General features: G+C 45.1%; 21 protein-coding genes. 10 read left to right on the top strand and 11 right to left on the bottom strand.

Annotated elements, in window-relative coordinates; all coding sequences use genetic code 11:
- Positions 1 to 10 precede the first annotated feature (10 nt).
- Entirely contained in the window at positions 11 to 136 is a 126-nt protein-coding gene (locus tag BM241_RS12960; RefSeq protein ID WP_278292558.1) for a hypothetical protein, read from the bottom strand.
- Positions 137 to 480: 344 nt separating this feature from the next.
- Positions 481 to 1941 (bottom strand): glutamate--tRNA ligase, encoded by a 1461-nt coding sequence (gene gltX / locus BM241_RS08520; RefSeq protein ID WP_025748728.1) that lies wholly within the window; start codon positions 1939 to 1941, stop codon positions 481 to 483.
- A gap of 303 nt (positions 1942 to 2244) precedes the next feature.
- On the opposite strand from gltX, the gene argS reads away from it, so the two are divergent.
- Positions 2245 to 3945 carry an arginine--tRNA ligase gene (gene argS, locus BM241_RS08515; protein WP_092282522.1) on the top strand — a complete coding sequence of 567 codons (1701 nt, stop codon included), beginning with the start codon at positions 2245 to 2247 and terminating at the stop codon, positions 3943 to 3945.
- A gap of 11 nt (positions 3946 to 3956) precedes the next feature.
- The gene (locus BM241_RS08510; protein WP_025748730.1) at positions 3957 to 5021 is read left to right on the top strand and encodes an undecaprenyldiphospho-muramoylpentapeptide beta-N-acetylglucosaminyltransferase; all 1065 of its coding nucleotides are present in this window, start codon (positions 3957 to 3959) and stop codon (positions 5019 to 5021) included.
- A 72-nt stretch (positions 5022 to 5093) separates the two neighbouring features.
- Here the strand turns inward: BM241_RS08510 and BM241_RS08505 are convergent, their stop codons facing one another.
- Positions 5094 to 6530 carry a G5 domain-containing protein gene (locus BM241_RS08505; protein ID WP_025748731.1) on the bottom strand — a complete coding sequence of 479 codons (1437 nt, stop codon included), beginning with the start codon at positions 6528 to 6530 and terminating at the stop codon, positions 5094 to 5096.
- A 193-nt stretch (positions 6531 to 6723) separates the two neighbouring features.
- On the opposite strand from BM241_RS08505, the gene BM241_RS08500 reads away from it, so the two are divergent.
- Together BM241_RS08500 and BM241_RS08495 are read left to right on the top strand one after the other, a co-directional pair.
- Complete coding sequence (locus BM241_RS08500; protein ID WP_051456427.1) at positions 6724 to 6936, top strand: ferritin-like domain-containing protein; 213 nt, start codon at positions 6724 to 6726, stop codon at positions 6934 to 6936.
- 23 nt (positions 6937 to 6959) lie between these two features.
- Positions 6960 to 7268, top strand: a complete 309-nt coding sequence (locus tag BM241_RS08495; RefSeq protein ID WP_051456428.1) for a spore coat protein — start codon at positions 6960 to 6962, stop codon at positions 7266 to 7268.
- Positions 7269 to 7322: 54 nt separating this feature from the next.
- Here BM241_RS08495 and BM241_RS08490 read toward each other — a convergent pair whose 3' ends face one another.
- The 8 genes from BM241_RS08490 to dnaA form a co-directional block, all read right to left on the bottom strand.
- The gene (locus BM241_RS08490) at positions 7323 to 8393 is read right to left on the bottom strand and encodes a branched-chain amino acid aminotransferase (protein WP_025748732.1); all 1071 of its coding nucleotides are present in this window, start codon (positions 8391 to 8393) and stop codon (positions 7323 to 7325) included.
- Positions 8394 to 8539: 146 nt separating this feature from the next.
- Positions 8540 to 10978, bottom strand: a complete 2439-nt coding sequence (gene gyrA, locus BM241_RS08485; protein ID WP_092282521.1) for a DNA gyrase subunit A — start codon at positions 10976 to 10978, stop codon at positions 8540 to 8542.
- A 28-nt stretch (positions 10979 to 11006) separates the two neighbouring features.
- Positions 11007 to 12923, bottom strand: coding sequence for a DNA topoisomerase (ATP-hydrolyzing) subunit B (gyrB, locus tag BM241_RS08480; protein ID WP_025748734.1), 1917 nt, complete (start codon positions 12921 to 12923; stop codon positions 11007 to 11009).
- A 1-nt stretch (position 12924) separates the two neighbouring features.
- Positions 12925 to 13215, bottom strand: coding sequence for an extracellular matrix regulator RemB (gene remB / locus BM241_RS08475; protein WP_025748735.1), 291 nt, complete (start codon positions 13213 to 13215; stop codon positions 12925 to 12927).
- A 96-nt stretch (positions 13216 to 13311) separates the two neighbouring features.
- Positions 13312 to 14433 (bottom strand): DNA replication/repair protein RecF, encoded by a 1122-nt coding sequence (gene recF, locus BM241_RS08470; RefSeq protein ID WP_025748736.1) that lies wholly within the window; start codon positions 14431 to 14433, stop codon positions 13312 to 13314.
- A complete protein-coding gene (locus BM241_RS13160) occupies positions 14381 to 14659 on the bottom strand; it encodes an RNA-binding S4 domain-containing protein (protein WP_025748737.1) in 279 nt (92 codons plus the stop codon). The genes recF and BM241_RS13160 overlap by 53 nt, the downstream gene beginning before the upstream one ends.
- An 11-nt stretch (positions 14660 to 14670) precedes the next feature.
- Positions 14671 to 15777 carry a DNA polymerase III subunit beta gene (gene dnaN, locus BM241_RS08460; RefSeq protein ID WP_092282520.1) on the bottom strand — a complete coding sequence of 369 codons (1107 nt, stop codon included), beginning with the start codon at positions 15775 to 15777 and terminating at the stop codon, positions 14671 to 14673.
- A 175-nt stretch (positions 15778 to 15952) separates the two neighbouring features.
- Positions 15953 to 17284: a chromosomal replication initiator protein DnaA gene (dnaA, locus tag BM241_RS08455; protein WP_025748739.1), complete on the bottom strand. Its 1332-nt coding sequence runs from the start codon at positions 17282 to 17284 to the stop codon at positions 15953 to 15955.
- Between the two features lie 428 nt (positions 17285 to 17712).
- Between dnaA and rpmH the strand changes: the two genes are divergently transcribed.
- From rpmH to mnmE, 6 genes are all read left to right on the top strand, one after another.
- Positions 17713 to 17847, top strand: coding sequence for a 50S ribosomal protein L34 (gene rpmH, locus BM241_RS08450; protein ID WP_025748740.1), 135 nt, complete (start codon positions 17713 to 17715; stop codon positions 17845 to 17847).
- A 60-nt stretch (positions 17848 to 17907) separates the two neighbouring features.
- Positions 17908 to 18252, top strand: coding sequence for a ribonuclease P protein component (rnpA, locus tag BM241_RS08445; RefSeq protein WP_177206135.1), 345 nt, complete (start codon positions 17908 to 17910; stop codon positions 18250 to 18252).
- A 13-nt stretch (positions 18253 to 18265) separates the two neighbouring features.
- Positions 18266 to 18478, top strand: coding sequence for a membrane protein insertion efficiency factor YidD (gene yidD, locus BM241_RS08440; RefSeq protein WP_084054781.1), 213 nt, complete (start codon positions 18266 to 18268; stop codon positions 18476 to 18478).
- A 21-nt stretch (positions 18479 to 18499) separates the two neighbouring features.
- Positions 18500 to 19516 (top strand): YidC/Oxa1 family membrane protein insertase, encoded by a 1017-nt coding sequence (locus BM241_RS08435; protein ID WP_169729774.1) that lies wholly within the window; start codon positions 18500 to 18502, stop codon positions 19514 to 19516.
- Entirely contained in the window at positions 19510 to 20130 is a 621-nt protein-coding gene (gene jag / locus BM241_RS08430; RefSeq protein WP_092282518.1) for an RNA-binding cell elongation regulator Jag/EloR, read from the top strand. Before BM241_RS08435 ends, jag begins: the two co-directional genes overlap by 7 nt.
- 122 nt (positions 20131 to 20252) lie before the next feature.
- Positions 20253 to 21626, top strand: a complete 1374-nt coding sequence (mnmE, locus tag BM241_RS08425) for a tRNA uridine-5-carboxymethylaminomethyl(34) synthesis GTPase MnmE (protein ID WP_092282526.1) — start codon at positions 20253 to 20255, stop codon at positions 21624 to 21626.
- Positions 21627 to 21632 lie beyond the last annotated feature (6 nt).

Raw genomic sequence — 21632 nt, 5'->3', positions numbered from 1 at the left:
AATCTATATCCTAAACTCGCATCTTGCCGCAAATGAGTCTTACCTCTCCAGAATTGACCTGGCCTTCCAACCACTGTTCAGTTTTCAAGGACCATTCCCCGCCGCCCCTTAAAAGCGGCGAATTATATACTATCAAATCAATTCCCCTTTGTCAATACCCTTTTTTGAAATTTGAAGCCTGTTAATGCTGAAAAACATGCACTTTCAAGATTCTATTATAGCTTAGCATACATCATCTATGCCTGTCAATATATCAAAACCATCTTTATATTTGGATCTTACATTTTTAACCTGATAGAGATACAGGTAACATAATTAAACGTTTTTGATACCATGAGAGTGCCGTCAAATACCGTTCCAGAAGAACCGATTCTCGTTTGCACCTCACCAGTGAAATTTTCATTACAAATTTTTGATGCGATTCGATATGCCTTCATTTTTGATAGCCAAGTCTGCTATATAAATCAAAAGCAGGTGTCATCAGACACCTGCTTTTTCCAGCTTTTCAATCCCTATCCTTATCCGCCTCAAGGACTCTTCTTTACCCAGCAAGTCCAGCAGCTCTATAGCCCCACCCGGCGTATACTGCTTTCCCGATATGGCAGTACGTATGGGCCACAGCACCTGGCCATTCTTGACGCCCAGCTGCTGTATAAGCTCCATCAATACTCTATGGATCTCCTCTTCATTCCAGTTATCAAGCTTCTCCAGCACCTCATAGCTCTTTTTAAGGTGCTCCAGGGAGTTTTCCAGATTGGTCTTCATCTTCTTATGTACAAACATCTGGACATCGTAATCTGGGAGCTCATCTATAAAATCAACGCTCTCTATTATGTCGTTTAAAATCTCTATACGGGTCTGCAACAGGCGGCTCAACTTCATCAAATCAATATCCTGCCTCTTTATAGCCTTCTTGTAGTAAGGCAGGGCCAGCTCATAAAACTCCTCCAGGCTCTTCTTTCTGATATACTCGCCATTCATCCAGCGCAGCTTGTTTACGTCAAAAATGGCCGGAGATTTGTTAAGCCCCTCTATGGAAAAATGCTCTTTAAGCTCCTCGAGGGTGAAAAACTCCCTGTCTGTGCCAGGGCTCCATCCCAGCAATGCGATGTAGTTTATTATAGCCTCCACGAGATACCCCTTGTTGTAGAAATCTTCAAAAGAGGCATCGCCTTCGCGCTTGCTGAGCTTTTTGCCCGCTTCCTTCATCACAGGGGGTAGATGAATGTAAGTGGGAATCTCCCATCCAAACGCCTGATAAAGCAGATTGTACTTGGGAGTAGAAGAAAGGTATTCGCTCCCCCTCACCACATGGGTTATTCTCATCAAGCTGTCATCGATTACATTGGCAAAGTTATAGGTGGGCATACCATCTGATTTTATGAGCACGCCTTCGTCCAAAGTTGAATTCTCCACCGTTATGGTACCAAATACCTCGTCATGAAATGAGGTGGTGCCTGTCGATGGTATCCTCTGCCTTATAACGTATTTCTCGCCGTTTCGAATCCTCTGCTCAACCTCTTCTCTGGTCAGGTTCTTGCAGTGCCCATCGTATTTAAACGGAATCCCTCTCTTCTGGCACTCCTCTCTCAGGGCTTCCAACCTCTCTTTGGAACAGAAGCAGTAATATGCCCCGCCCATCTCCACCAGCTTCTTTGCGTATTGCTGGTAAATCTCCTTGCGCTGGCTCTGTATGTAAGGCCCGTAAGGTCCCCCAATATCAGGCCCTTCATCGTAGTCAAGCCCCACAATCTTCAGCGTCTTGTATATCACATCTATAGCTCCTTCCACAAACCTCTCCTGATCCGTATCTTCAATGCGCAATATAAACTTCCCACCCTGGCTTTTGGCAATCAGATAGGCATAAAGCGCTGTTCTCAAGTTACCGATATGCATATAACCTGTAGGGCTTGGCGCAAATCGCGTCCTGACTTCACTCATCGGCCTTATGGCGTTAAATCCCAAAATGCTCTAAAATGGGAAAACGCCTTTTCCTCCTTTCGTTTTTTAAATCCCTTTTACCCCGACAACCTTTTATAACTTACAAAGCCTTCCACCCTTGTCGCAGGGAGAAAGGCCGCCTTTTACCAGTCTATTCCCAAGTGTAGTATAATACTATTATAGAAAATCTGTCAAGCCGATTATTCCTTTAGGCCAAGAAATTGCCGATGGTTATTGTTATTTGACGTAGCAGTGTGGTATTATAGACTATAAAGAAAAAATTAAGGAAGAGGAGTAGTGGCCATGTTCGACGTCAAGGACATTATTGCACAGGCAATACATAAACAGCTTCCCGAACTGAGCCGTGACCAGATTTACGATATGCTGGAATATCCTCCTAACCCTGAGATGGGCGATATAGCCCTGCCGTGTTTTAAGCTGAGCAAAACGCTCAGAAAGCCTCCGGTGCAGATTGCTCAAGAACTGGCATCAAACATTTCAGATATGGAATTTATCGACAAGGTGGAACCCGTATCCGGATACCTCAATTTCTTTTTCAACAAGCCCCTGTTTGTAGAGCAGACTTTAAAGCGTATATTAGAAGAACAGGAAAGGTATGGTTCCCAACCCATCGGACAGGGCAAGACCATCGTCATAGATTATTCGGCCCCAAATATAGCCAAGCCTTTCCATGTGGGGCACCTTCGCTCTACGGTCATCGGTAATTCCCTGCGCAAAATTTTTGAGTTTATGGGATACAGGTGCATCGGCGTAAACCACCTGGGTGACTGGGGAACCCAGTTTGGCAAGCTTATAGTGGCGTACAAGCTATGGGGCAATAAAGAGGAAGTAGAAGCCCATGGCATAAAAGAGCTTATGCGCCTGTACGTAAAATTCCATGAAGAAGCCGAAAAGGATCCAAAGCTGGAAGATGAGGCAAGAAGCTGGTTTGCCCGCATGGAAAAAGGAGACAGCGAGGCTTTGGAGCTGTGGCAGTGGTTCAAGGACATAAGCCTCAAAGAATTTCAAAAGGTATATGACCTTCTCGACGTACATTTTGATTCATACGCCGGCGAAAGCTTTTACAACGATAAGATGGATGCCGTAATTGAAGAGCTTAAACAAAAGAACCTGCTTAAGGAAAGCGAAGGTGCCATGATCGTAGATCTAGAAGAATATGGAATGCCCCCCTGTATGATACTAAAGAAAGATGGCAGCAGCCTGTATGCCACACGCGATATAGCTGCCGCCATATACCGCAAAAAGGCATATGATTTCCATAAATGCATATACGTAACGGGCGCTGCGCAAAGCCTTCACTTCCAGCAGTGGTTCAAAGTCATAGAACTCATGGGATACGAGTGGGCAAAGGACCTCATACACGTTCCCTTTGGGCTTGTAAGCCTAGGCGGAGAAAAGCTGTCCACACGCAAAGGGAAAGTGGTACTGCTTGAAGATATACTATCCGAGGCCATCAAGAAAACCCTTGAAATAATCGAAAGCAAGAATCCCGACCTGGAGAACAAGGAAGAAGTGGCCCGTTATATGGGGGTGGGCGCCGTCATATTCAGCGATCTGTACAGCAATCGAATCAAAGACGTATCCTTCTCTTGGGATGAGGTGCTGAACTTTGATGGAGAAACAGGCCCGTATGTACAATACACTCATGCAAGATGCTGCAGCGTCATCAGAAAGGCCCCTGAACAGGAGGTCAGTAGCTTTAATCCCTGCCTGCTTCAGACCAAAGAGGAGTATCAGCTATGCAAAACGCTGTACCAGTTCCCCGAAAAAGTTATGATGGCTTTAACCCAGCTTGAACCCTCTATCATAACCCGTTATCTCGTGGATGTGGCCCAGGACTTCAATCGCTTTTACCACGAACACCCCATCCTGGTGGATGACCAACAGCTGAGAACTGCGCGATTGGCACTGGTGAAAGCCACGCGGATCACGCTGGCCAATGGGCTTAAACTCATAGGGCTCAAACCCCTCGAAAGGGTGTAGGAGGTAACATCATGAAAAGAATAGTACTAACCGGCGGGGGCACGGCAGGGCACGTGACCCCCAATATAGCGCTCATCCCAGAGCTTAAGCGCAACGGTTGGGAAATCCATTATATAGGCACAAAAAGCGGCATCGAATACAACCTCATATCAAAGCAAAGTGGGGTCATATATCATGCCGTACAGTCGGGCAAATTAAGGCGATACCTAGACGTTAAGAACTTCACCGACCCGTTTAAAGTCGCGTACGGTATAGGCCAATCTATGCGCATAATACAAAAGATAAAGCCCAATGTCATATTCTCAAAGGGAGGGTTTGTGTCGGTTCCGGTTGTAATCGGCGGGTGGGCAAACCGTATTCCTGTCATCGTACACGAATCCGATATTACTCCTGGATTGGCAAACAAGATAGCTTCCTTGTTCGCACAGGTTATATGCACCACATTCCCTGAAACTGTCTCTCAATTTAAAGGAAACAAGGCCATATATACCGGCACTCCTATACGTAAAGAATTATTTCAAGGCAACGCTGAAACCGGTAGAAAGCTCTGTGGTTTTACACAAGAAAAGCCGGTTATAATGGTAATGGGAGGAAGTTCCGGAGCAGTAGCAATAAATAACTGCCTGCGTAAGATAGTCAAAAAACTGCTCACCAGATTTCAAATCGTACACATATGCGGTAAAGGAAATGTAGACTCGAATTATGCAGATATTCCGGGCTATGCCCAGTTTGAATACCTAGATAAAGAGCTACCACACGTCATGGCTTTGGCGGATATAGTGGTATCCCGGGCTGGATCCAATTCCATCCACGAATTTCTGGCCCTTAAAAAGCCCTGCCTTTTAATTCCCTTACCCCTCAAAGCCAGCCGTGGAGATCAAATCTTAAATGCCAAATCCTTTGAAAAGAAGGGCTACAGCAAGGTTCTCATGCAGGAGGATATGACAGAAGATTCGCTGTACCTCTCAATCCTGGACCTTTATAACAAGCGACACCAGTACATAAATGCCATGTCTGCAGAAGACCATACCTCGGGTACAAGAAACATCATGGAGATAATCAATAGATTCGCATAAAAGAGTAAAAGAGCTCCTCGCCTCAAGCGAAGAGCTCTTAATTTTTATCAACCACATGCCTCCAAGAAAACATTACCCACCTGCTGCAATCCTTATCATCGCCTGGTGGTCCGGGTCTATCCTGTTTGTACCATGGGTCCGGCTGCCATAAAAGTGTATACAAAAATGTCCCGGGAAACTGTTGTTCCTTATGCTGTATCCACCATGTGGCATACCATTCATGGAAGCCGCCATCTTCTTCCCATTCACCTGCACTATTATGGGTTTACGATCCCAGCTAAAGGTGCCTCCGTATATTCGCTTAATAACAGCGGTGTCAGCCGCAGTCAGTGGCTCGCAATCAGCATGATTTGTTCCACCATACCGTATTACATAAAAAGTCAGTCCCGTCCCCACATGGGTAACCTTTGCGATAGACCCTCTGGTAAAAATCCTGTTTGCTCCACCAAACCAAGGCATCATCTCCACACCGTCTCTTGATATGGGTGTAAGGTCTGACGGCCTTGTATAGCTGCGGTTAGCTGTACGTGCAACCGGCCTGTCTTTTGTACCTATAAGCTCTATTTGATCCACCGGCTGCTTTAGTATGGTTTCGCCTATCTTCTCACGGGATACCTCGACCCCATTCTCCCTCGTTATATAGATCTCAATCTGCTTCTGGCCGTTCTGACCTTGCTGCTCTATCCTCTTCTCACCTTTATAGAGGTCAGAGGTATTTTTCACAACGGTATTGAACGGTATCTCCTCGGTATACGTCACTTTTTCGCGCATCACAACCGTCACAAGGCTTTTGGGAGCTTGAAGCTTGAGCTTTTGGCCGGGCTTTATCATCTCGGGATCCAAATCTGGATTGGCTGCCTGTATATCCGACACGTGCAGGTCATGCTGGCGGGCAATGCTCCACAGCGTATCCCCTTCTTTTACTTCGTATTCTTCAACTTCTACTGTGCCCGTCGTAACTATCTTAAAGGCCTTATCAACGTCAACAATATTGCTGTACAACACCGTCTGGGGTTTAATTTCCACGCTTTCTTTAAATCCTATATTCTCCAACACCGCATTTTCAGACTGTTCAACCATTGACCGATATGAATTCTTAACCCTTTCCAGTACCTCCTGGGCCTCCTCATAGGTCTTTAAAAAACACACGGGCTCTCCATTTATCACTATGGCAAACGCATCAGTCTTTACCTCTATGACTTCCTGGATGGCCCCTGCCAAATCGTATTCGCTGGTAAATTGACCGCTATGTACTACCCTTTCCTTAAAATAGACTTCGGCATTTATGTATATTCGCTGACCCGCGTATTTATGCTCTACGCCTTCTATAACTTCATCGTAGATGCTGAGCCCCTTGGCTGCCGATTTCAACACACCCACTTCCACATCGTTTACATACATGACATAGGCCGTTGTGTTGCGGTCCCTCTCATCGCTATAAGTAAAACCCGTCAAAAACATGAAGCATACCGTCAAAAATAAAATCACAGCAATGCTTTTCTTTCCCATTTTGCCCTGCCTTCCGCTACACCTTCTTTCTCTTTTAAAATTGTTAAATATATTTTACGAAATTATTACAAATTTATACTTCTACAAGTTTTCTAAAAATCCTTCTTTTCAGTTAAATTTTTTACAAAAAATTTTTGATTTATTAAAACTCGATTTTAGGAGAAACTATTCAAAGAAAGGAGGATAGGGAAGGATGGAGCTCACAAATAAAGAGAGGATATTGCTGGAAGATCAGCTTCGGGCTGAATACATGTGCATAAACAAATATAGGGCATATGCCGCACAAGCGGTGGACCCAGAGATCAAATATCTTTTTGACCTGGTAGCAAAACAGGAAGAACAGCACGCAAATACTCTCAAAATGTTGCTCCAGCAGGGTGGCTTCAATCCACCAAAACAGCAATAAAATTGTACAGGGAGGGAAGGACTATGCCTCAAAATCAACTGACTGAAAGAGAAATGCTTTACGATTCGATTATGACCGAAAAATACGTTTCAGACGCGTACAACAACACCGTCATGGAATCCGTCAACCAAAACATAATCCAAGCTTTACAGCATATCCAGCAGGAAGAACAAAACCATGCACAGCTGTTTTTCGAAGCCATGCACCATCGTGGGTGGTACACCGTAGAAGCCGCCCATCCCAGCCAGGCTGCCAAGCAAGAAGTGGACCAGCAGATTTCAAGCCAAATGCAGAACAGGCGACAAGAACTCGAACAAAAAGTACAAAATTAAAGATAAAAATCAGTAAAAGGGGTATTTATACGAGTACCCCTTTTACTGAACCAACTAGCATATTTTCTTTACCCAGTTGAACTTGTCTTCCTCTCTGCCATACTGAATACCGGTTAGCTTGTCGTACATCAGCTTAGAAAACTCTCCCATCTGACCATCGTTTATCTTTATCACCCTGTCATTCCAGTTGAGCTCGCCAACAGGGGATATGACAGCAGCAGTGCCTGTACCAAATACTTCCTCAAGCTTGCCCTTTTCGTGGGCCTCAAACACCTCTTCAATTGAAATCAACCTCTCTTCCACCTTATAGCCCATGGACCTTGCAAGGGTAATCACCGAATCGCGAGTGATGCCCGGCAATATGCTGCCTCCTTCCAGCGATGGCGTCACCACCACACCGTCTATCTTAAAGAATATGTTCATGGTACCGACTTCCTCTACGTATCTGTGGTGACAGGCATCCAGCCACAACACCTGGGTATACCCTTTCTTCTTTGCCTCTTCGGCAGCATAAAGGCTGGCAGCATAATTGGCAGCAGCTTTGGTATAGCCCAAGCCACCTCTGGCGGCCCGTACATACTTGTCTGTAACATATATCTTCACGGGCTTAAACCCTTCCGTATAGTATGCCCCAACAGGAGAGAGTATGATAAACAGCTTGTAGGTATGCGAAGGCCTTACTCCCAAATAAGGATCTGTAGCGATAATGAAAGGCCTGATATACAAGGCTGTACCTTCTGCCGCAGGGACCCAGTCTTTTTCAATCTCCAGCAGCATCTTTAAACCTTCCCACAGCAGCTCTTGGTCTACCTGAGGAATACACAGCCTTTCGGCCGAGCGGTTCAACCGAGCGATGTTGTCCATGGGACGGAATGTAACCACTTCTCCTTTTATATTCCTGTATGCCTTCAAACCTTCAAAAATGGCCTGCCCATAATGGAATACCATGGTAGACGGTTCGAGGCTGATGGGACCATAAGGTACGATTCTGGGGTCATGCCATCCTTTTTCTACACTGTAATCCATGACAAACATGTGATCAGTAAATATGGTGCCAAACTTGAGCTCATCGCTTTTGGGCTTTGGCTTTGGATTCTGGTTCCTTATGAATTGAATGTTGCTCATAAATATGCCTCCCATTGTCTTGATTTAGGGATGTATAAAAATTCATCATCTGTAAATTATATCACCTCTGTGCTTGCTTTTCCATATAACAGATTCATTTTTTGAAATTTTCATAAAAAATGAGCCTACCAAAAACGGCAGGCCTCTCAATCCTCGGAATCTTCAGAGCGCTTAACTCTTGCAACTGAGACCACCGATACGCCTCCATCCAGCTTCATCAGCATGACTCCCTGGGTATTTCTGCCGGTGCTGGCAATCTCCCTGGAATCTATGCGTATAACCGTTCCCTCCGAGTTGATGATCATGAGGTCATCATCATCGGTAACTACCTTCAAAGCGACCAGCTTGCCGGTCTTTTTGGTGACGTTCATGGTTATGATGCCTTTTCCACCCCGCCCCTGCACCCTATACTCGTCAACGGCCGTCTTCTTGCCATATCCATTTTCACTTATTGAAAGGACATAAGCCCCTTCCTTTACAAGCTCCATACCGATAATATAGTCTCCTTCATCGAGCTCCATGCCTTTCACTCCCATAGCTGTCCTGCCCATGTGGCGTACCTCCGATTCATGGAAGCGTATGGCCATCCCATTATGCGATGCCATTATTATCTCCCTGTCGCCATCGGTCAGCTGCGCCTGTATCAGCTCATCGTCGTCGCGAAGAGTGATGGCCACAAGACCTCCCTTGCGTATATTTATAAATTCATCCAGCAGGCTTTTTTTGATGTAACCTTTGCGGGTAGCCATCATGATATATTTCTTGTCGTCGATATCCTTTACAGGGATGACCGCCTGTATCCTTTCCCCCGGTGCCACCTGGATCAAGTTTATTATGGGGGTCCCTCGGGCCTGTCTTCCAGCTTCGGGTATCTCATAGGCCTTGAGTTCATAAACCTTCCCCAGGCTGGAGAAGAACAACAGCCTGTCATGGGTGGAAGTAACGTATATGTCCTCCACAAAGTCGTCTTCCCTGGTTTGAAGGGCCACAATTCCCCGGCCCCCACGGTGCTGGCTCTTATACACGCTAAGAGGAGTCCTCTTTACATACCCATAATGCGTCAAGGTGATTACCACATCCTGCTCCTGAATTAAATCCTCGATATCTATTTCATCAGATGCCGAGGAGATCTGCGTTCTTCGCTCATCCCCATACTTCTCTTTGATGGTCAGCAATTCCTCCTTTATAATGTCGTACACCATGCGTTCATTGGCCAAAACTTCCTGCAGATATTTTATGGTATTTTGAAGCTCTGCGTATTCCTGCTGAACCTTTTCCCGCTCCAGTCCAGTGAGCCGCTGCAAACGCATGTCCAGTATGGCCTGAGCCTGTTTCTCAGTTAACGAGAAATTCTTCATCAGCCCCTCTTTGGCGATCTGAACGGTTCTGGAACTGCGGATTAACGAAATCACCGCGTCGATATGATCCAGAGCAATGAGCAAGCCCTCCAATATATGCGCCCTTGCCTGTGCCTTGTCCAGGTCATAACGGGTACGACGGGTTATGACCTCCTTCTGGTGAAGGATATAATGGGTCAGCATCTCTTTGAGATTCATGATTTTGGGCTCTCCGTCCACCAAAGCCAACATGATGACACCAAAGGTCTCCTGCATCTGGGTATGCTTGTACAGGTAATTTAAAACTATGTTAGGATTGGCGTCTTTTTTAAGCTCGATTACAATCCGCATTCCAGATTTATCCGATTCGTCCCGTATATCCGATATGCCCTCTATACTCTTATCGCGTACCAGTTCGGCAATCCTTTCGATCAATTTTGCCTTGTTTACCTGATAAGGTATCTCAGTAACTACTATACGTGCCCTACCGTTCTGCATCTCTTCAATCTCGGCTTTGGCCCTGGTTATTATTCTCCCTTTTCCGGTGGTGTAAGCTTCACGGATACCTTCTTTGCCAAGGATTATCCCACCGGTTGGAAAATCTGGCCCCTTTATATATTTCATAAGCTGCTCTATGGTAATGTCTGGGTTATCGATAAGCGCAATGGTGCCGTCTATCACTTCTCCCAGGTTATGAGGAGGAATGTTGGTGGCCATCCCTACCGCAATGCCCGACGAACCGTTGACCAGCAAGTTGGGGAACTTCGAAGGAAGCACAGTGGGCTCCTTGAGGGTTTCATCAAAGTTGGGCATGAAATCCACTGTTTCTTTACCTATATCGGCCATGAGCTCCATGGCAATTTTAGATAACCTGGCTTCGGTATAGCGCATTGCGGCAGCCGAATCGCCGTCTATGGAACCAAAATTCCCGTGGCCGTCCACAAGAGGATATCGAATAGAGAAATCCTGTGCCATGCGCACCATGGCTTCATAAACTGCTGCATCGCCGTGGGGATGGTATTTACCCAGCACATCGCCCACGATTCTGGCCGACTTCCTGTACGGCTTATCGGGAGTGACACCCAGCTCAAACATCGAATACAATATCCGCCTGTGAACGGGCTTTAAACCATCCCTAACATCGGGAAGCGCCCGGCTCACTATAACGCTCATAGCATAATCGATGAAAGACCTCTTTACCTCATCTTCTATGTTTACCTCTATTACCTTCTGGTTTGTGAGCTCCATAGCAAACATTCCCCTCTACTTTCGAGTTTTATATGTCCAGATTCTTTACCAGTTTCGCGTTTTTCTCAATGAATTCGCGCCTAGGTTCAACCTTTTCTCCCATGAGTATTGTGAATATCTCATCGGCTGCTATAGCATCCTCCATCTTAACCTTTAGTATAGTCCTGGTTTCAGGGTTCATGGTGGTCTCCCATAGCTGTTCCGGGTTCATCTCACCTAAACCTTTATACCGCTGTATTTCAACGCCGTCACGGCCTATATCGTTGAGCAGCTTATCCAGCTCCGCATCGCTGTACACGTAATATTCATCCTTGCCCTTGGCCACCCTGTACAGAGGCGGTTGGGCTATATACACATGCCCATTCTCTATAAGAGGTCTCATGTATCGATAGAAGAACGTAAGGAGCAGCGTACGTATATGGCTTCCATCCACATCAGCATCGGTCATGCATATGATGCGATGATACCTGAGCTTGCTGATATCAAACTCATTGTCGATGCCCGTTCCAAAAGCCGTCACCATGGCTTTTATCTCTTCGTTGGCCAGTATCTTGTCAAGCCTGGCTTTTTCAACGTTTAAAATCTTACCCCTCAAGGGCAACACAGCCTGAAAACGCCTGTCCCTGCCCTGTTTTGCAGAACCGCCTGCTGAGTCGCCCTCCACCAAAAATATCTCACTGAGCGCAGGGTCCTTCTCGGTACAATCGGCCAGCTTGCCGGGCAGAGAAGTGCTCTCTATGGCGTTCTTTCTCCTCACCAGCTCCCGCGCTTTTCTTGCCGCTTCTCTGGCCCTTGCTGCGCTTATGGCTTTCTCGATTATTGCCCTGGCAATGACAGGGTTTTCCTCCAGAAATACGGTCAACCCCTCATAGACAATGCTGTCTACCAGTCCGCGTACCTCGGTATTGCCGAGTTTCGTCTTGGTCTGTCCCTCAAATTGCGGCTCAACCAGCCTTACGCTTATAATAGCCGTAAGGCCCTCTCTGGTATCCTCCCCTGTCAAGTTATCATCATTCTGCTTCAGGATGTTGTACTTTTTAGCATAATCGTTAAGCGCACGGGTCAGAGCCGATTTAAAACCTATAAGGTGCGTGCCGCCTTCATGGGTGGCAATATTGTTGGCAAATGAGTATATATTTTCCATGTACGAATCGTTATATTGAAGCGCTACCTCCACGAAGGTAGTATTCTTCTCGCCCGAAATATATATGGGCTCTGGATGCAAGGTATTTTTATTCTTGTTCAGATACTTAACAAAAGATGCAATTCCTCCATCATAGTGGAACTCCTTCTTTATCCCTTCGCGCTCATCTTCAAACACAATGCGCAGCCCTTTATTTAAAAAAGCCAGTTCACGCAGGCGATTGCCCACCGTTTCACTGCTAAAATTTACCTCTTCAAATATCTCGGCATCAGGTTTGAAAGTTATGGTGGTACCCGTCTCATCGGTATCACCGATTATCTCTAGATCTGAGACGGTTTTGCCGCGCTCATATCGCTGTCTGTATATATGGCCATCCCTTTTTACAACTACTTCCAGCCACTCCGACAGAGCATTCACCACTGAAACGCCCACCCCATGGAGTCCACCCGATACCTTGTAACCCTGTCCGCCAAACTTTCCGCCTGCATGAAGGACTGTAAGCGCAACCTCAACGGCCGGCTTGCCCATCTGGGGATGGATGCCCACCGGTATACCTCTACCGTTATCCGAAACGGTAACCGAGAGGTCCTTATGGATTATGACGCGTATATGATCGCAAAAGCCTGCCATGGCTTCATCAATGCTGTTATCTACAACCTCGTAGATAAGCTGATGAAGGCCCTTGATGCCTGTACTTCCAATGTACATTCCTGGCCTTTTTCTGACCGCTTCTAACCCTTCCAAAACCTGGATTTGAGTCTCGTCATACACGGGTACATTATCTTTCCTGTGGTGCTCCATCTCATGCTCCCTCCGTCTCTTTACTATCCAAAGCAATCCCGTCTATAAATGAACTCCTTTTAAGAAGGGTAGAAGAAGAAATAGGCGACAAAAACACCACGCTTTTTTTATCGATTTCAGCCAGTATAAAGGTTTTGGGCTCATCATCGGATATCCTTCGGACAAAGCCCTCTTCCTCAGCAATATGCAAAAATTCCCGGTTTATACGGGATGCATTGATGGTCTCTATATCAAAGATTGCAATGATATTCCTCATTGAAACCACTACGTCTCCTCCAAGGTGTAATATCATGGTTATTCCTCCAATACGGCCTAAAATCACGCTTATAGCCCTATTATAACTGTTTTTTGCCCAGTTTTAAAGCCCTGTTTTTGAATATCAGTCATTTTACTCGTAAATTTGCCTTTTTGTTACTTTACCTTCTTCTACCTCGTAAATATCAAACTTTTCTAACTCGCACGGCGGTATGCTATTCAAATCAGTTGCTGTGACAAACACCTGAACATCCCCCAGCTCCTCAAACAACCTCCTATGCCGCCACTCATCAAGCTCCGACATTACGTCATCCAATAATAGAACGGGGTACTCCCCCGTTTCCCTATACATGAGCTCGATATCAGAAAGCTTGAGCGATAGCGCCACCGTTCGCTGCTGCCCCTGCGATCCAAACACCCGCACATCCACGCCGTTTATCTCAAACCCAATATCGTCACGGTGGCAACCTACCCCGGTACTCCCGCGCTGTATATCTTCCCACTTGTTCTTTTCCAGAGCCGCAAAAAATTCTTTCCGGATATCGCCAGCATCCAGGCTGCTGGCCCTAATCGATGGCCTGTACTTTATATCCAGCCTTTCAGCTCCCGAAGAGATCCTAGCATGAATTTCCCTGGCTATTTTAGAGAGGCTCTCTATAAATTCATACCTCTGCTTTATTATGAACGCCCCCACCTCAGACAGCTGTTCATCAAAGACCGCCAGCATTTTTTTGGCCTCAGGGTTTTTGTCGATCTCTTTCAAAAGATTATTGCGGTGCGCCAGTATCCTGTTATACTGTTGAAGGTTATAGAAATACTGAGGCCTTATCTGAGATATCTCCATGTCCATATACCGCCGCCGCTCTGAAGGAGCCTCTTTCACCAGCCTCAAATCCTCTGGCGAAAAGATGACGGCATTGAAGTGGCCCATCAACTGTCCCAGCTTCTGTATTGTTACTCCATTTATCTTTATCCTCTTCTTATCCTTGAGGCTCAAAAAAACCTCTATTGAGTTGTATCCCACCCTTCTCTCAACCAGCACCTTTATATAGCAGCTATCCTGCCCCCATCTTATAAGCTCGCTATCCCTGGGCGTCCTGTGAGAACGCCCTGTACATGTGAGGAATATAGACTCCAGTATGTTGGTCTTACCCTGCGCATTTCTACCGACAAATAGTATTCTACCGCCGTCAAATTTTAAACTAAGACTCTGGTAATTTCTGTAATTGTTCAGGGTCAATTCCTTCAGATGCACCCTCAGCACTTCCTCCCCCGATAACGCAATATAGGCCCGCACCTTTAACCTCGACACAATCGCCAGGATACAACTTTCTGCCCCTTCTTAATTCCACCTGCCCGTTTACCTTAACCATACCGCTTCTTATCATCTGGTTTGCTTCAGAACCCGTAGCAGCTATATTAGCCCACTTTAAAAACTGAGTAAGCTTTATGTATTCGGTGTGTATCCTAATTTCCTGCATATTTCCATCTCCTAACTGTATAGTCTAACAGGAAGCACAAGGTAGCAGTAGGCCTCTCCTTCCAGAGGACGCACGATACATGGGCTGACGTTTGTAGTAAAATCCAGGCAAATTTCGTCATCCTTTATAACGCGCATCACATCTAACAAATACCGCGCATTAAAAGCAATCTCGATATTCTTCCCCTCTACAATTATTGGAATCTGCTCGTATATCTTACCTATGTCTGAATTCGATGTGATCACCAGCTTGTCATCCTGAACGTTCAGCTTTATCAGGTTGTTTTCAAGCTCACGCGACATCAAAGACGCCCTTTCAAGGCTCTGTTGCAGAAGGAGCCTGTCAACTTTAACCCGCGTTTTATATTCTTGAGGTATTATCTGCCTGTAATTTACAAATTCGCCCTCCAGCAGCCTCGATATGATCTGGGTATCTCCCAGGTCAAAATGTACGTGCTTTTCTCCCACATTTATATATAAGTCACGCTCTTCGTCTTCCAGTATTCTGCTGATCTCGTTGAGGGACTTGCCCGGTACAATTATGCTGGTATTTACAGTATTTTCAGGAAGAATTTCCTTTCTTAGTGCCAACCTATACCCATCAAGGCAAACCATTACAATCGAACCATTTTCTATCTCCAGCAAGGCACCCGTCAAAATCGGCCTGGTTTCATCTGTAGCCACAGCAAAGGTGGTTTGTTGGATCATTTTTTTAAATACGTCTTGTCTCAGCTTTACCTGTTCCTTTTTTTCCACCTGCTGTACTTCGGGATATTCGTAAGGTTCCAACCCCTGCAGAGTAGTGAATATGCTGTCTTCACAGATTATGTCCATTTGAAATCTTTCGTTGAGCTGCACCGTTATGTAAGCCTCGGGAAACTTCTTTATGACATCTCCAAAGATGCGTGAAGGCATGACAACAGAGCCTTCTTCAATGACCTCTGCGGGTATGCGCGTTTCAATTGTGATGTCAAGGTCAGTACCTGTCAGCTTTACTGTGTTTTCTTTTGCTTCTACCAGTATGCCCTGTAGTACGGGCAGCGTGCTACGGGTTGGAACGGCCTTCTGTACTGTGGCTATTGCGTTAGATAAGTTTTCTTGGAAGCATCTGAATTTCATGGCATACCTCCTGATTGTAGTTGAATTTTATCTTGATAGCTAGGAGTAATAGTAATAAGGATTGTGGATATGTGGATTTTTATGTCGAAAGGGGCGAAATCCACAAAACCCCTGTGGATAGTCATGGGGATATCCTTGTCCATTTTGTCCTACTTTGTCCACATGTTGTGCATATTTAGCCCTCTCTGATCTTTTTCTTGAGCTCATCGATGGTCCTTCTGAGCTGGCTGTCTTTTTGCATATCCTCCTGGATTTTTTCGCATGCATGTATAACTGTTGTGTGGTCGCGCCCCCCAAACTCTTCTCCGATTTTTGGCAGCGATTGGTCGGTGAGCTCTCTGCACAGGTACATGGCGATCTGCCTTGGGTATGCTATGGGCCTGCTCCTCTTTTTGGACTTAAAATCGTCTACTTTCAGGTGGAAGTAATCGGCCACCACCTGCTGTATCAACGGTATGGTTATTTCTTTGGGCTGAGCAGTGGACAATATATCCTTTAGTGCTTCCTCGGCTATGGATATATCCAGCTTGTTGTTGGTAAGAGAAGCGTAGGCCATAATCCTTATTAGGGCGCCTTCCAGCTCTCTGATGTTGGATTCAATGCGTTTGGCAATGAATAAAAGTATTTCGTCATCGATTTCTATGTTTTCCAGTTCTGCTTTTTTCTTTAGGATGGCCACCCGGGTTTCAAGGTCTGGGGGCTGTATATCGGCGATTAAACCCCATTCAAACCTGGAGCGCAGCCTGTCCTCCAGCGTTGGGATCTCTTTTGGTGGACGATCGCTGGATATTATGATTTGTTTGTTTGCTTCATGCAGCGCGTTGAAGGTATGGAAGAACTCTTCCTGGGTCCTTTCCTTGCCGGCTATAAACTGTATGTCGTCGATCAGCAACACGTCGATGTTGCGGTAGCGGTTGCGAAATTCTACGTTTTTGTCATCGCGTATAGAATTTATTAACTCATTTGTAAATTTTTCGGATGTAACGTACAGCACTTTGGCTTTGGGGTTACGGGCCAAAATGTAATGCCCAATGGCATGCATAAGATGAGTTTTCCCCAATCCTACGCCCCCGTATATGAAGAGCGGATTGTATGCTTTTGCAGGAGCCTCAGCTACTGCAAGACACGCGGCATGGGCAAATCTGTTGCTGTTGCCTACTACAAAAGTATCAAAAGTGTATTTCGGATTTAATACGCTGTGAGTTTGGGTGTTGTCCACATCTCTGCTATTTATGCTTTCAAGGTAATGTTCTACCTCGTTTTCTAAGATAAATTTGACGTAAATAGGTATTCCTGCCACTTCTCTTAGAGAACCGGCTATTGTCTCCATATATCTCGATTGAAGGATGTTCTTTGTAAATTCGTTGGGCACGCTCAGCACGATTTCGTTGTCCTTTAAAAGCAATGGCTGTATGACCCTTATCCATGTATCAAAGCTGACATCAGATAATTGGGCTTTCATGTATTGAAGAGCTCTGGCCCACAAGTCGTTGATGTTTTTACTCATCAAAAAAACCTCCTACGATTTTGGGAAAACTTTCTAAGTTATATTTTTGCCAAAATTATCAATAATAATATTCGTCAGTTAATTTTGAACAACAGTTGAAGTCGATTATCAACATTATCCACATAGCTAAAATCTTTAATTTTTAAGTACGGCTGGGGAAAAATTCAGAAGTTATACACAGAGTTATCCACAACGTGTGTATAACTTTAGGGGATTCCTTCCTTATTATATATCCCAAAGTTATCAACAAGCAATAATATAATATCAGATTATTTGTGGATAATCAATGTTGAAGTATCTTGATTTTCTTGACATGCTGGAGATGTTTCGCTTATAATACTATCGTACTCATACTATCGTACTCAAGTATTGTAAGGATGTTATGGGGAGTGGAGGGCGAATTTTAGCAGGAAGGAGGGTTGAAAGGGATGCTGAGAACGTACCAGCCCAACAATAGAAAGCGTAAGAAGGTACACGGTTTTAGGAAGAGAATGAGCACAAAGAGTGGTCGTATGGTAATCAAGAGAAGGAGGAAAAAGGGCAGAAAGGTTTTGACAGCATAATAAGGCCGCTGGTAAGTGGCCTTTTCTGACATTAAGCGGGTTATTCTCTGGAGGAGAAAAGTGAAGAAGATTTACAGGTTGAGAAAGCGAAGAGACTTTAATTATACTTATAAAAAAGGAAAGTCAGTTGCCAATCAGTATTTGGTACTGGTGTATCGTCGTTCGGGCCTTCCTGTTACCCGCGCAGGTTTTTCGGTAAGCAAAAAGTTCGGTAAGTCTGTTAAGAGAAACAGGATAAGGCGTCAGCTAAAAGAGATATATCGTAAGAGGATTCCGTATGTTAAAGAGGGATTTGACCTTATCTTTGTAGTGCGAAAGAATGCTCGTGATGTAGAGTTTTCTAAGATTGAGGAAGCAGTGGACAATCTGTTGAGAAGGGCAGAGCTTTTCAAGGAGATGGGTTGATTTGATAGTCGCATTGATGAAAAGTTTTTTAATAGGCATTATACGTTGCTACCAGCGAGCGATTTCGCCTTTGCTGCCCAATAGCTGCCGTTTTTATCCCACATGTTCCGAATACGCTGTACAAGCAGTGGAAAGGTATGGCGTTTTAAAAGGACTGTATATGGGAATAAAAAGAGTGTTAAAGTGTCATCCATTTCATCCGGGAGGCTATGACCCGGTAGAGTAGTCAATGGGGGTAGTGAATGTAATGGATCAACTAATGCTAAATATAGTCGTCGTTGCGGAGGCGGCCAATCCAGGATTATGGGGCTCATTTGTCAATTTTTTGGCAAACGTATTGCAGCTTATAAATAACATAACCAACAATTACGGCCTTTCAGTGGTGCTGTTTACTATATTGATGAGGCTTGTGTTGTTACCTCTGGATTTAAAGGCCAGGGCTTCGACAAAGAAGATCAACGAGCTACAGCCTCTGCTGAAAGAGATAAATGAAAAGTACAAGTATGACCCTGATAAGAGGAACAGAAAGACTGCTGAATTGTATCAAAAGCACGGTGTGAATCCGCTGGGGGGTTGTCTTCCTTTATTGATACAGATCCCGATATTTTTTGCTCTGTTTGCTGCTTTAAGGCAGATTTCAAGCATGGAGCTTGGGAGCTTTTTGATCGATGTGATCAAGCATCATGACCCTTCAATAATACCTGTTTTGGATCAAATTACAAAAGCTGTTGAGTCTTCGAGCGCCATTAAGCAAAGAATGGTGGATATCATACCTCAATTATTTATCAGGACCGATTTACCAATCGTTGACCAGATGAAAGAGATTGCGGGGGCAGAAAATGTCTCCTTGCTTTTGGAGGCAATCAAGAACATAAGCAATCAAGAAATATACAGCTTTCTCAATGCGCAGTACGGCGCTTACAGATTTCTCTGGATTAAAAACATATGGATTGCTGACTCTCCCCTTGTAAGTGTGGTGGGAAGACCTATAGAGCTATTTTCAAATGAGTGGAACGGCCTGTTCATACTCCCCATTCTTGCAGGTGTTACGTCTTATTATCAGACAAAGCTGGCAAATGCCTCGTCTGGTAATCAACAAACAAGTGGGTTCACTGCAATTTTTCCTATTTTGTCAGTATGGTTCACTGCTATGTATACAGCGGCATTTGGCGTGTACTGGGTGACCAATAATATATTTCAAATAATCCAGCAAATTGTATATAATCGAACAAATTCACCTAAAGGGGAAGGTGTAAAATCGTGAGAAGCGTGGAGACCACCGGCAAGACCATTGAAGAAGCTATTTTGATGGCTGTGGCAAAGCTGGGTGTACAAAGGGACAACCTAGATATAGAAATTTTTGAAGAGCCCGTTAAGGGTTTATTCGGAATAATAGGTGGTAGGAATGCCAGAATTCGAGCTACTATAAAGAGGAGCGTGAAGGACGAGATAAAGGAGTTTTTGTCCAGGGTTTTAGAGTTGATGGGGATTGAGGCGAAGATAGAGATAACTGAGGAAGAGTCACAGATAATGGTAAAGCTGAGCGGTCAAAATATGGGATTGGTAATAGGTCGTAGGGGGGAGACGCTGGACGCACTTCAATACATTACAAATCTCGCTGTAAATAGGAATAAGAGCGATTACAAGCGGATCATCATAGATACTGAAGAATATCGTAGCAAGAGGGAGGAGACTTTGAGGAAGCTGGCGAAGCGGCTGGCCAATAAAGTGCAGCGTACCAAAAAGAGCATCGTACTTGAACCAATGAATCCTTATGAGAGGCGCATCATACATTCTACTCTTCAGAATCATCCATATGTGACCACATACAGCGAAGGAGAAGAGCCGTACAGAAAAGTGGTTATAAAGCTGAAATAATGGCTATTTTTTCATGTTAACCCAGTAGATAATTACTGGGTTAATATTTATGTTTAAAATGATAAACTTATAGTAAATACTATTTTGCTAGGCAAGTAAAAAGAGGATGAGATGTTATGGCAATGGCTTTAGAAGATACGATTGCGGCAATTTCAACGCCTATCGGTGTAGGCGGCATTGGCATCGTGAGGATGAGCGGAGGTAAATCCCAGGATATCTTAAGGAAGATGTTCAGAACCAAAAGCGGCAGACTGCCGGCCGATTTTGAAAATCGTCGATTTTATTATGGGCATATAGTAGATGGCGATGGGCGGATCATCGATGAGGTCCTTGTGGTAGTCATGAAAGCCCCCCATTCTTACACTAAAGAGGATATAGTCGAGATACACTGTCACGGTGGGATTATTCCACTCAGGCAGATACTGAGGCTTGCCATTGAGTACGGGGCTAGGCTGGCAGAGCCAGGAGAGTTTACCAAACGGGCGTTTTTGAACGGGAGGATTGACCTGGCCCAGGCCGAGGGAATAATGGAGCTTATATATTCCAAGACGGAGGCCCAGGCCAGGGCATCGGTACAGCACATGGAGGGCGCTTTGTCTGAAAAAATCCGCCGTATAAGAGGGAAATTGTTGGATATTATGGCACACATAGAGGTAACCATCGATTACCCGGAAGAAGATATAGAAGAAGTGCCGGTAGAGGATTATTTGCAGCGACTCAATGACGCGGTAAAAGAGATTGACTATCTGTTAAGTACGGCCGAACAGGGCAAGATAATCAGGCAGGGTGTCAAGGTAGTGATTGTGGGCAAACCCAACGTGGGCAAGTCTTCGCTTCTCAACGCTTTACTTAGAGAAAACCGCGCTATCGTTACCGATATACCTGGTACCACCAGGGATGTGATCGAGGAATCGCTCAGCATAAACGGCCTTTTGGTGAGGATACTCGATACGGCAGGTATAAGGGAGACCACTGATGTGGTGGAAGGGCTGGGAGTTGAACGGTCAAGGAAAAGCATTGAGGATGCAGACTTGGTATTGTGGGTGCTAGATGCATCCAGGCCATTTGATGATGAGGACAGGCGAATTATGGCTGAAATAGCCAGCAAAAGGGTAATAGTGGTGCTCAACAAGACCGATAAGCCTATCGTTTTGGATTTAAAGGATATTGAATTGGATGCGCCCGTCATACACACTTCCATGGTTTTAAATAAGGGAATAGAGGATATCGAGAAATGCATATACGATACCGTAATGGAGGGCAAAGTAGAAGCAAACGATGGGGTGCTCATAACCAATCTGCGGCATCAGGAGGTACTGCTAAGGGCAAAAGAGCATGTTGTGGAAGCGTTACGGGCTTTGGAAAGCGGTGTGCCGGTGGACCTGGTCTCAATTGATATACGAAGTGCTTGTGATGCGCTGGGCATGATTACCGGAGAAACGGTGACAGAGGACCTGATTGATAAGATATTCTCAGAATTCTGCGTAGGAAAGTAGGGGTTG

The sequence above is a fragment of the Caldicoprobacter faecalis genome (genome assembly GCF_900115765.1).
In the GTDB taxonomy this organism is placed as follows: Bacteria; Bacillota; Clostridia; order Caldicoprobacterales; family Caldicoprobacteraceae; genus Caldicoprobacter; species Caldicoprobacter oshimai.
The sequence above is the reverse complement of the archived record's forward strand: the minus strand, read 5'-3'. Positions and strand labels throughout refer to the sequence as shown.

Excerpts from the sequence above, each read along its gene's own strand:
- BM241_RS08500 (WP_051456427.1), top strand. The coding sequence starts at position 6,724 with ATGGAGCTCACAAATAAAGAGAGGATATTGCTGGAAGATCAGCTTCGG.
- gyrB (WP_025748734.1), bottom strand. The coding sequence starts at position 12,923 with ATGGAGCACCACAGGAAAGATAATGTACCCGTGTATGACGAGACTCAA.
- BM241_RS08495 (WP_051456428.1), top strand. The coding sequence starts at position 6,960 with ATGCCTCAAAATCAACTGACTGAAAGAGAAATGCTTTACGATTCGATT.
- rpmH (WP_025748740.1), top strand. The coding sequence starts at position 17,713 with ATGCTGAGAACGTACCAGCCCAACAATAGAAAGCGTAAGAAGGTACAC.
- gltX (WP_025748728.1), bottom strand. The coding sequence starts at position 1,941 with ATGAGTGAAGTCAGGACGCGATTTGCGCCAAGCCCTACAGGTTATATG.
- argS (WP_092282522.1), top strand. The coding sequence starts at position 2,245 with ATGTTCGACGTCAAGGACATTATTGCACAGGCAATACATAAACAGCTT.
- gyrA (WP_092282521.1), bottom strand. The coding sequence starts at position 10,978 with ATGGAGCTCACAAACCAGAAGGTAATAGAGGTAAACATAGAAGATGAG.
- dnaA (WP_025748739.1), bottom strand. The coding sequence starts at position 17,284 with ATGAGTAAAAACATCAACGACTTGTGGGCCAGAGCTCTTCAATACATG.
- BM241_RS08510 (WP_025748730.1), top strand. The coding sequence starts at position 3,957 with ATGAAAAGAATAGTACTAACCGGCGGGGGCACGGCAGGGCACGTGACC.
- mnmE (WP_092282526.1), top strand. The coding sequence starts at position 20,253 with ATGGCTTTAGAAGATACGATTGCGGCAATTTCAACGCCTATCGGTGTA.
- dnaN (WP_092282520.1), bottom strand. The coding sequence starts at position 15,777 with ATGAAATTCAGATGCTTCCAAGAAAACTTATCTAACGCAATAGCCACA.
- BM241_RS08505 (WP_025748731.1), bottom strand. The coding sequence starts at position 6,530 with ATGGGAAAGAAAAGCATTGCTGTGATTTTATTTTTGACGGTATGCTTC.
- BM241_RS08490 (WP_025748732.1), bottom strand. The coding sequence starts at position 8,393 with ATGAGCAACATTCAATTCATAAGGAACCAGAATCCAAAGCCAAAGCCC.
- remB (WP_025748735.1), bottom strand. The coding sequence starts at position 13,215 with ATGATATTACACCTTGGAGGAGACGTAGTGGTTTCAATGAGGAATATC.
- BM241_RS08435 (WP_169729774.1), top strand. The coding sequence starts at position 18,500 with ATGGATCAACTAATGCTAAATATAGTCGTCGTTGCGGAGGCGGCCAAT.
- BM241_RS13160 (WP_025748737.1), bottom strand. The coding sequence starts at position 14,659 with ATGCAGGAAATTAGGATACACACCGAATACATAAAGCTTACTCAGTTT.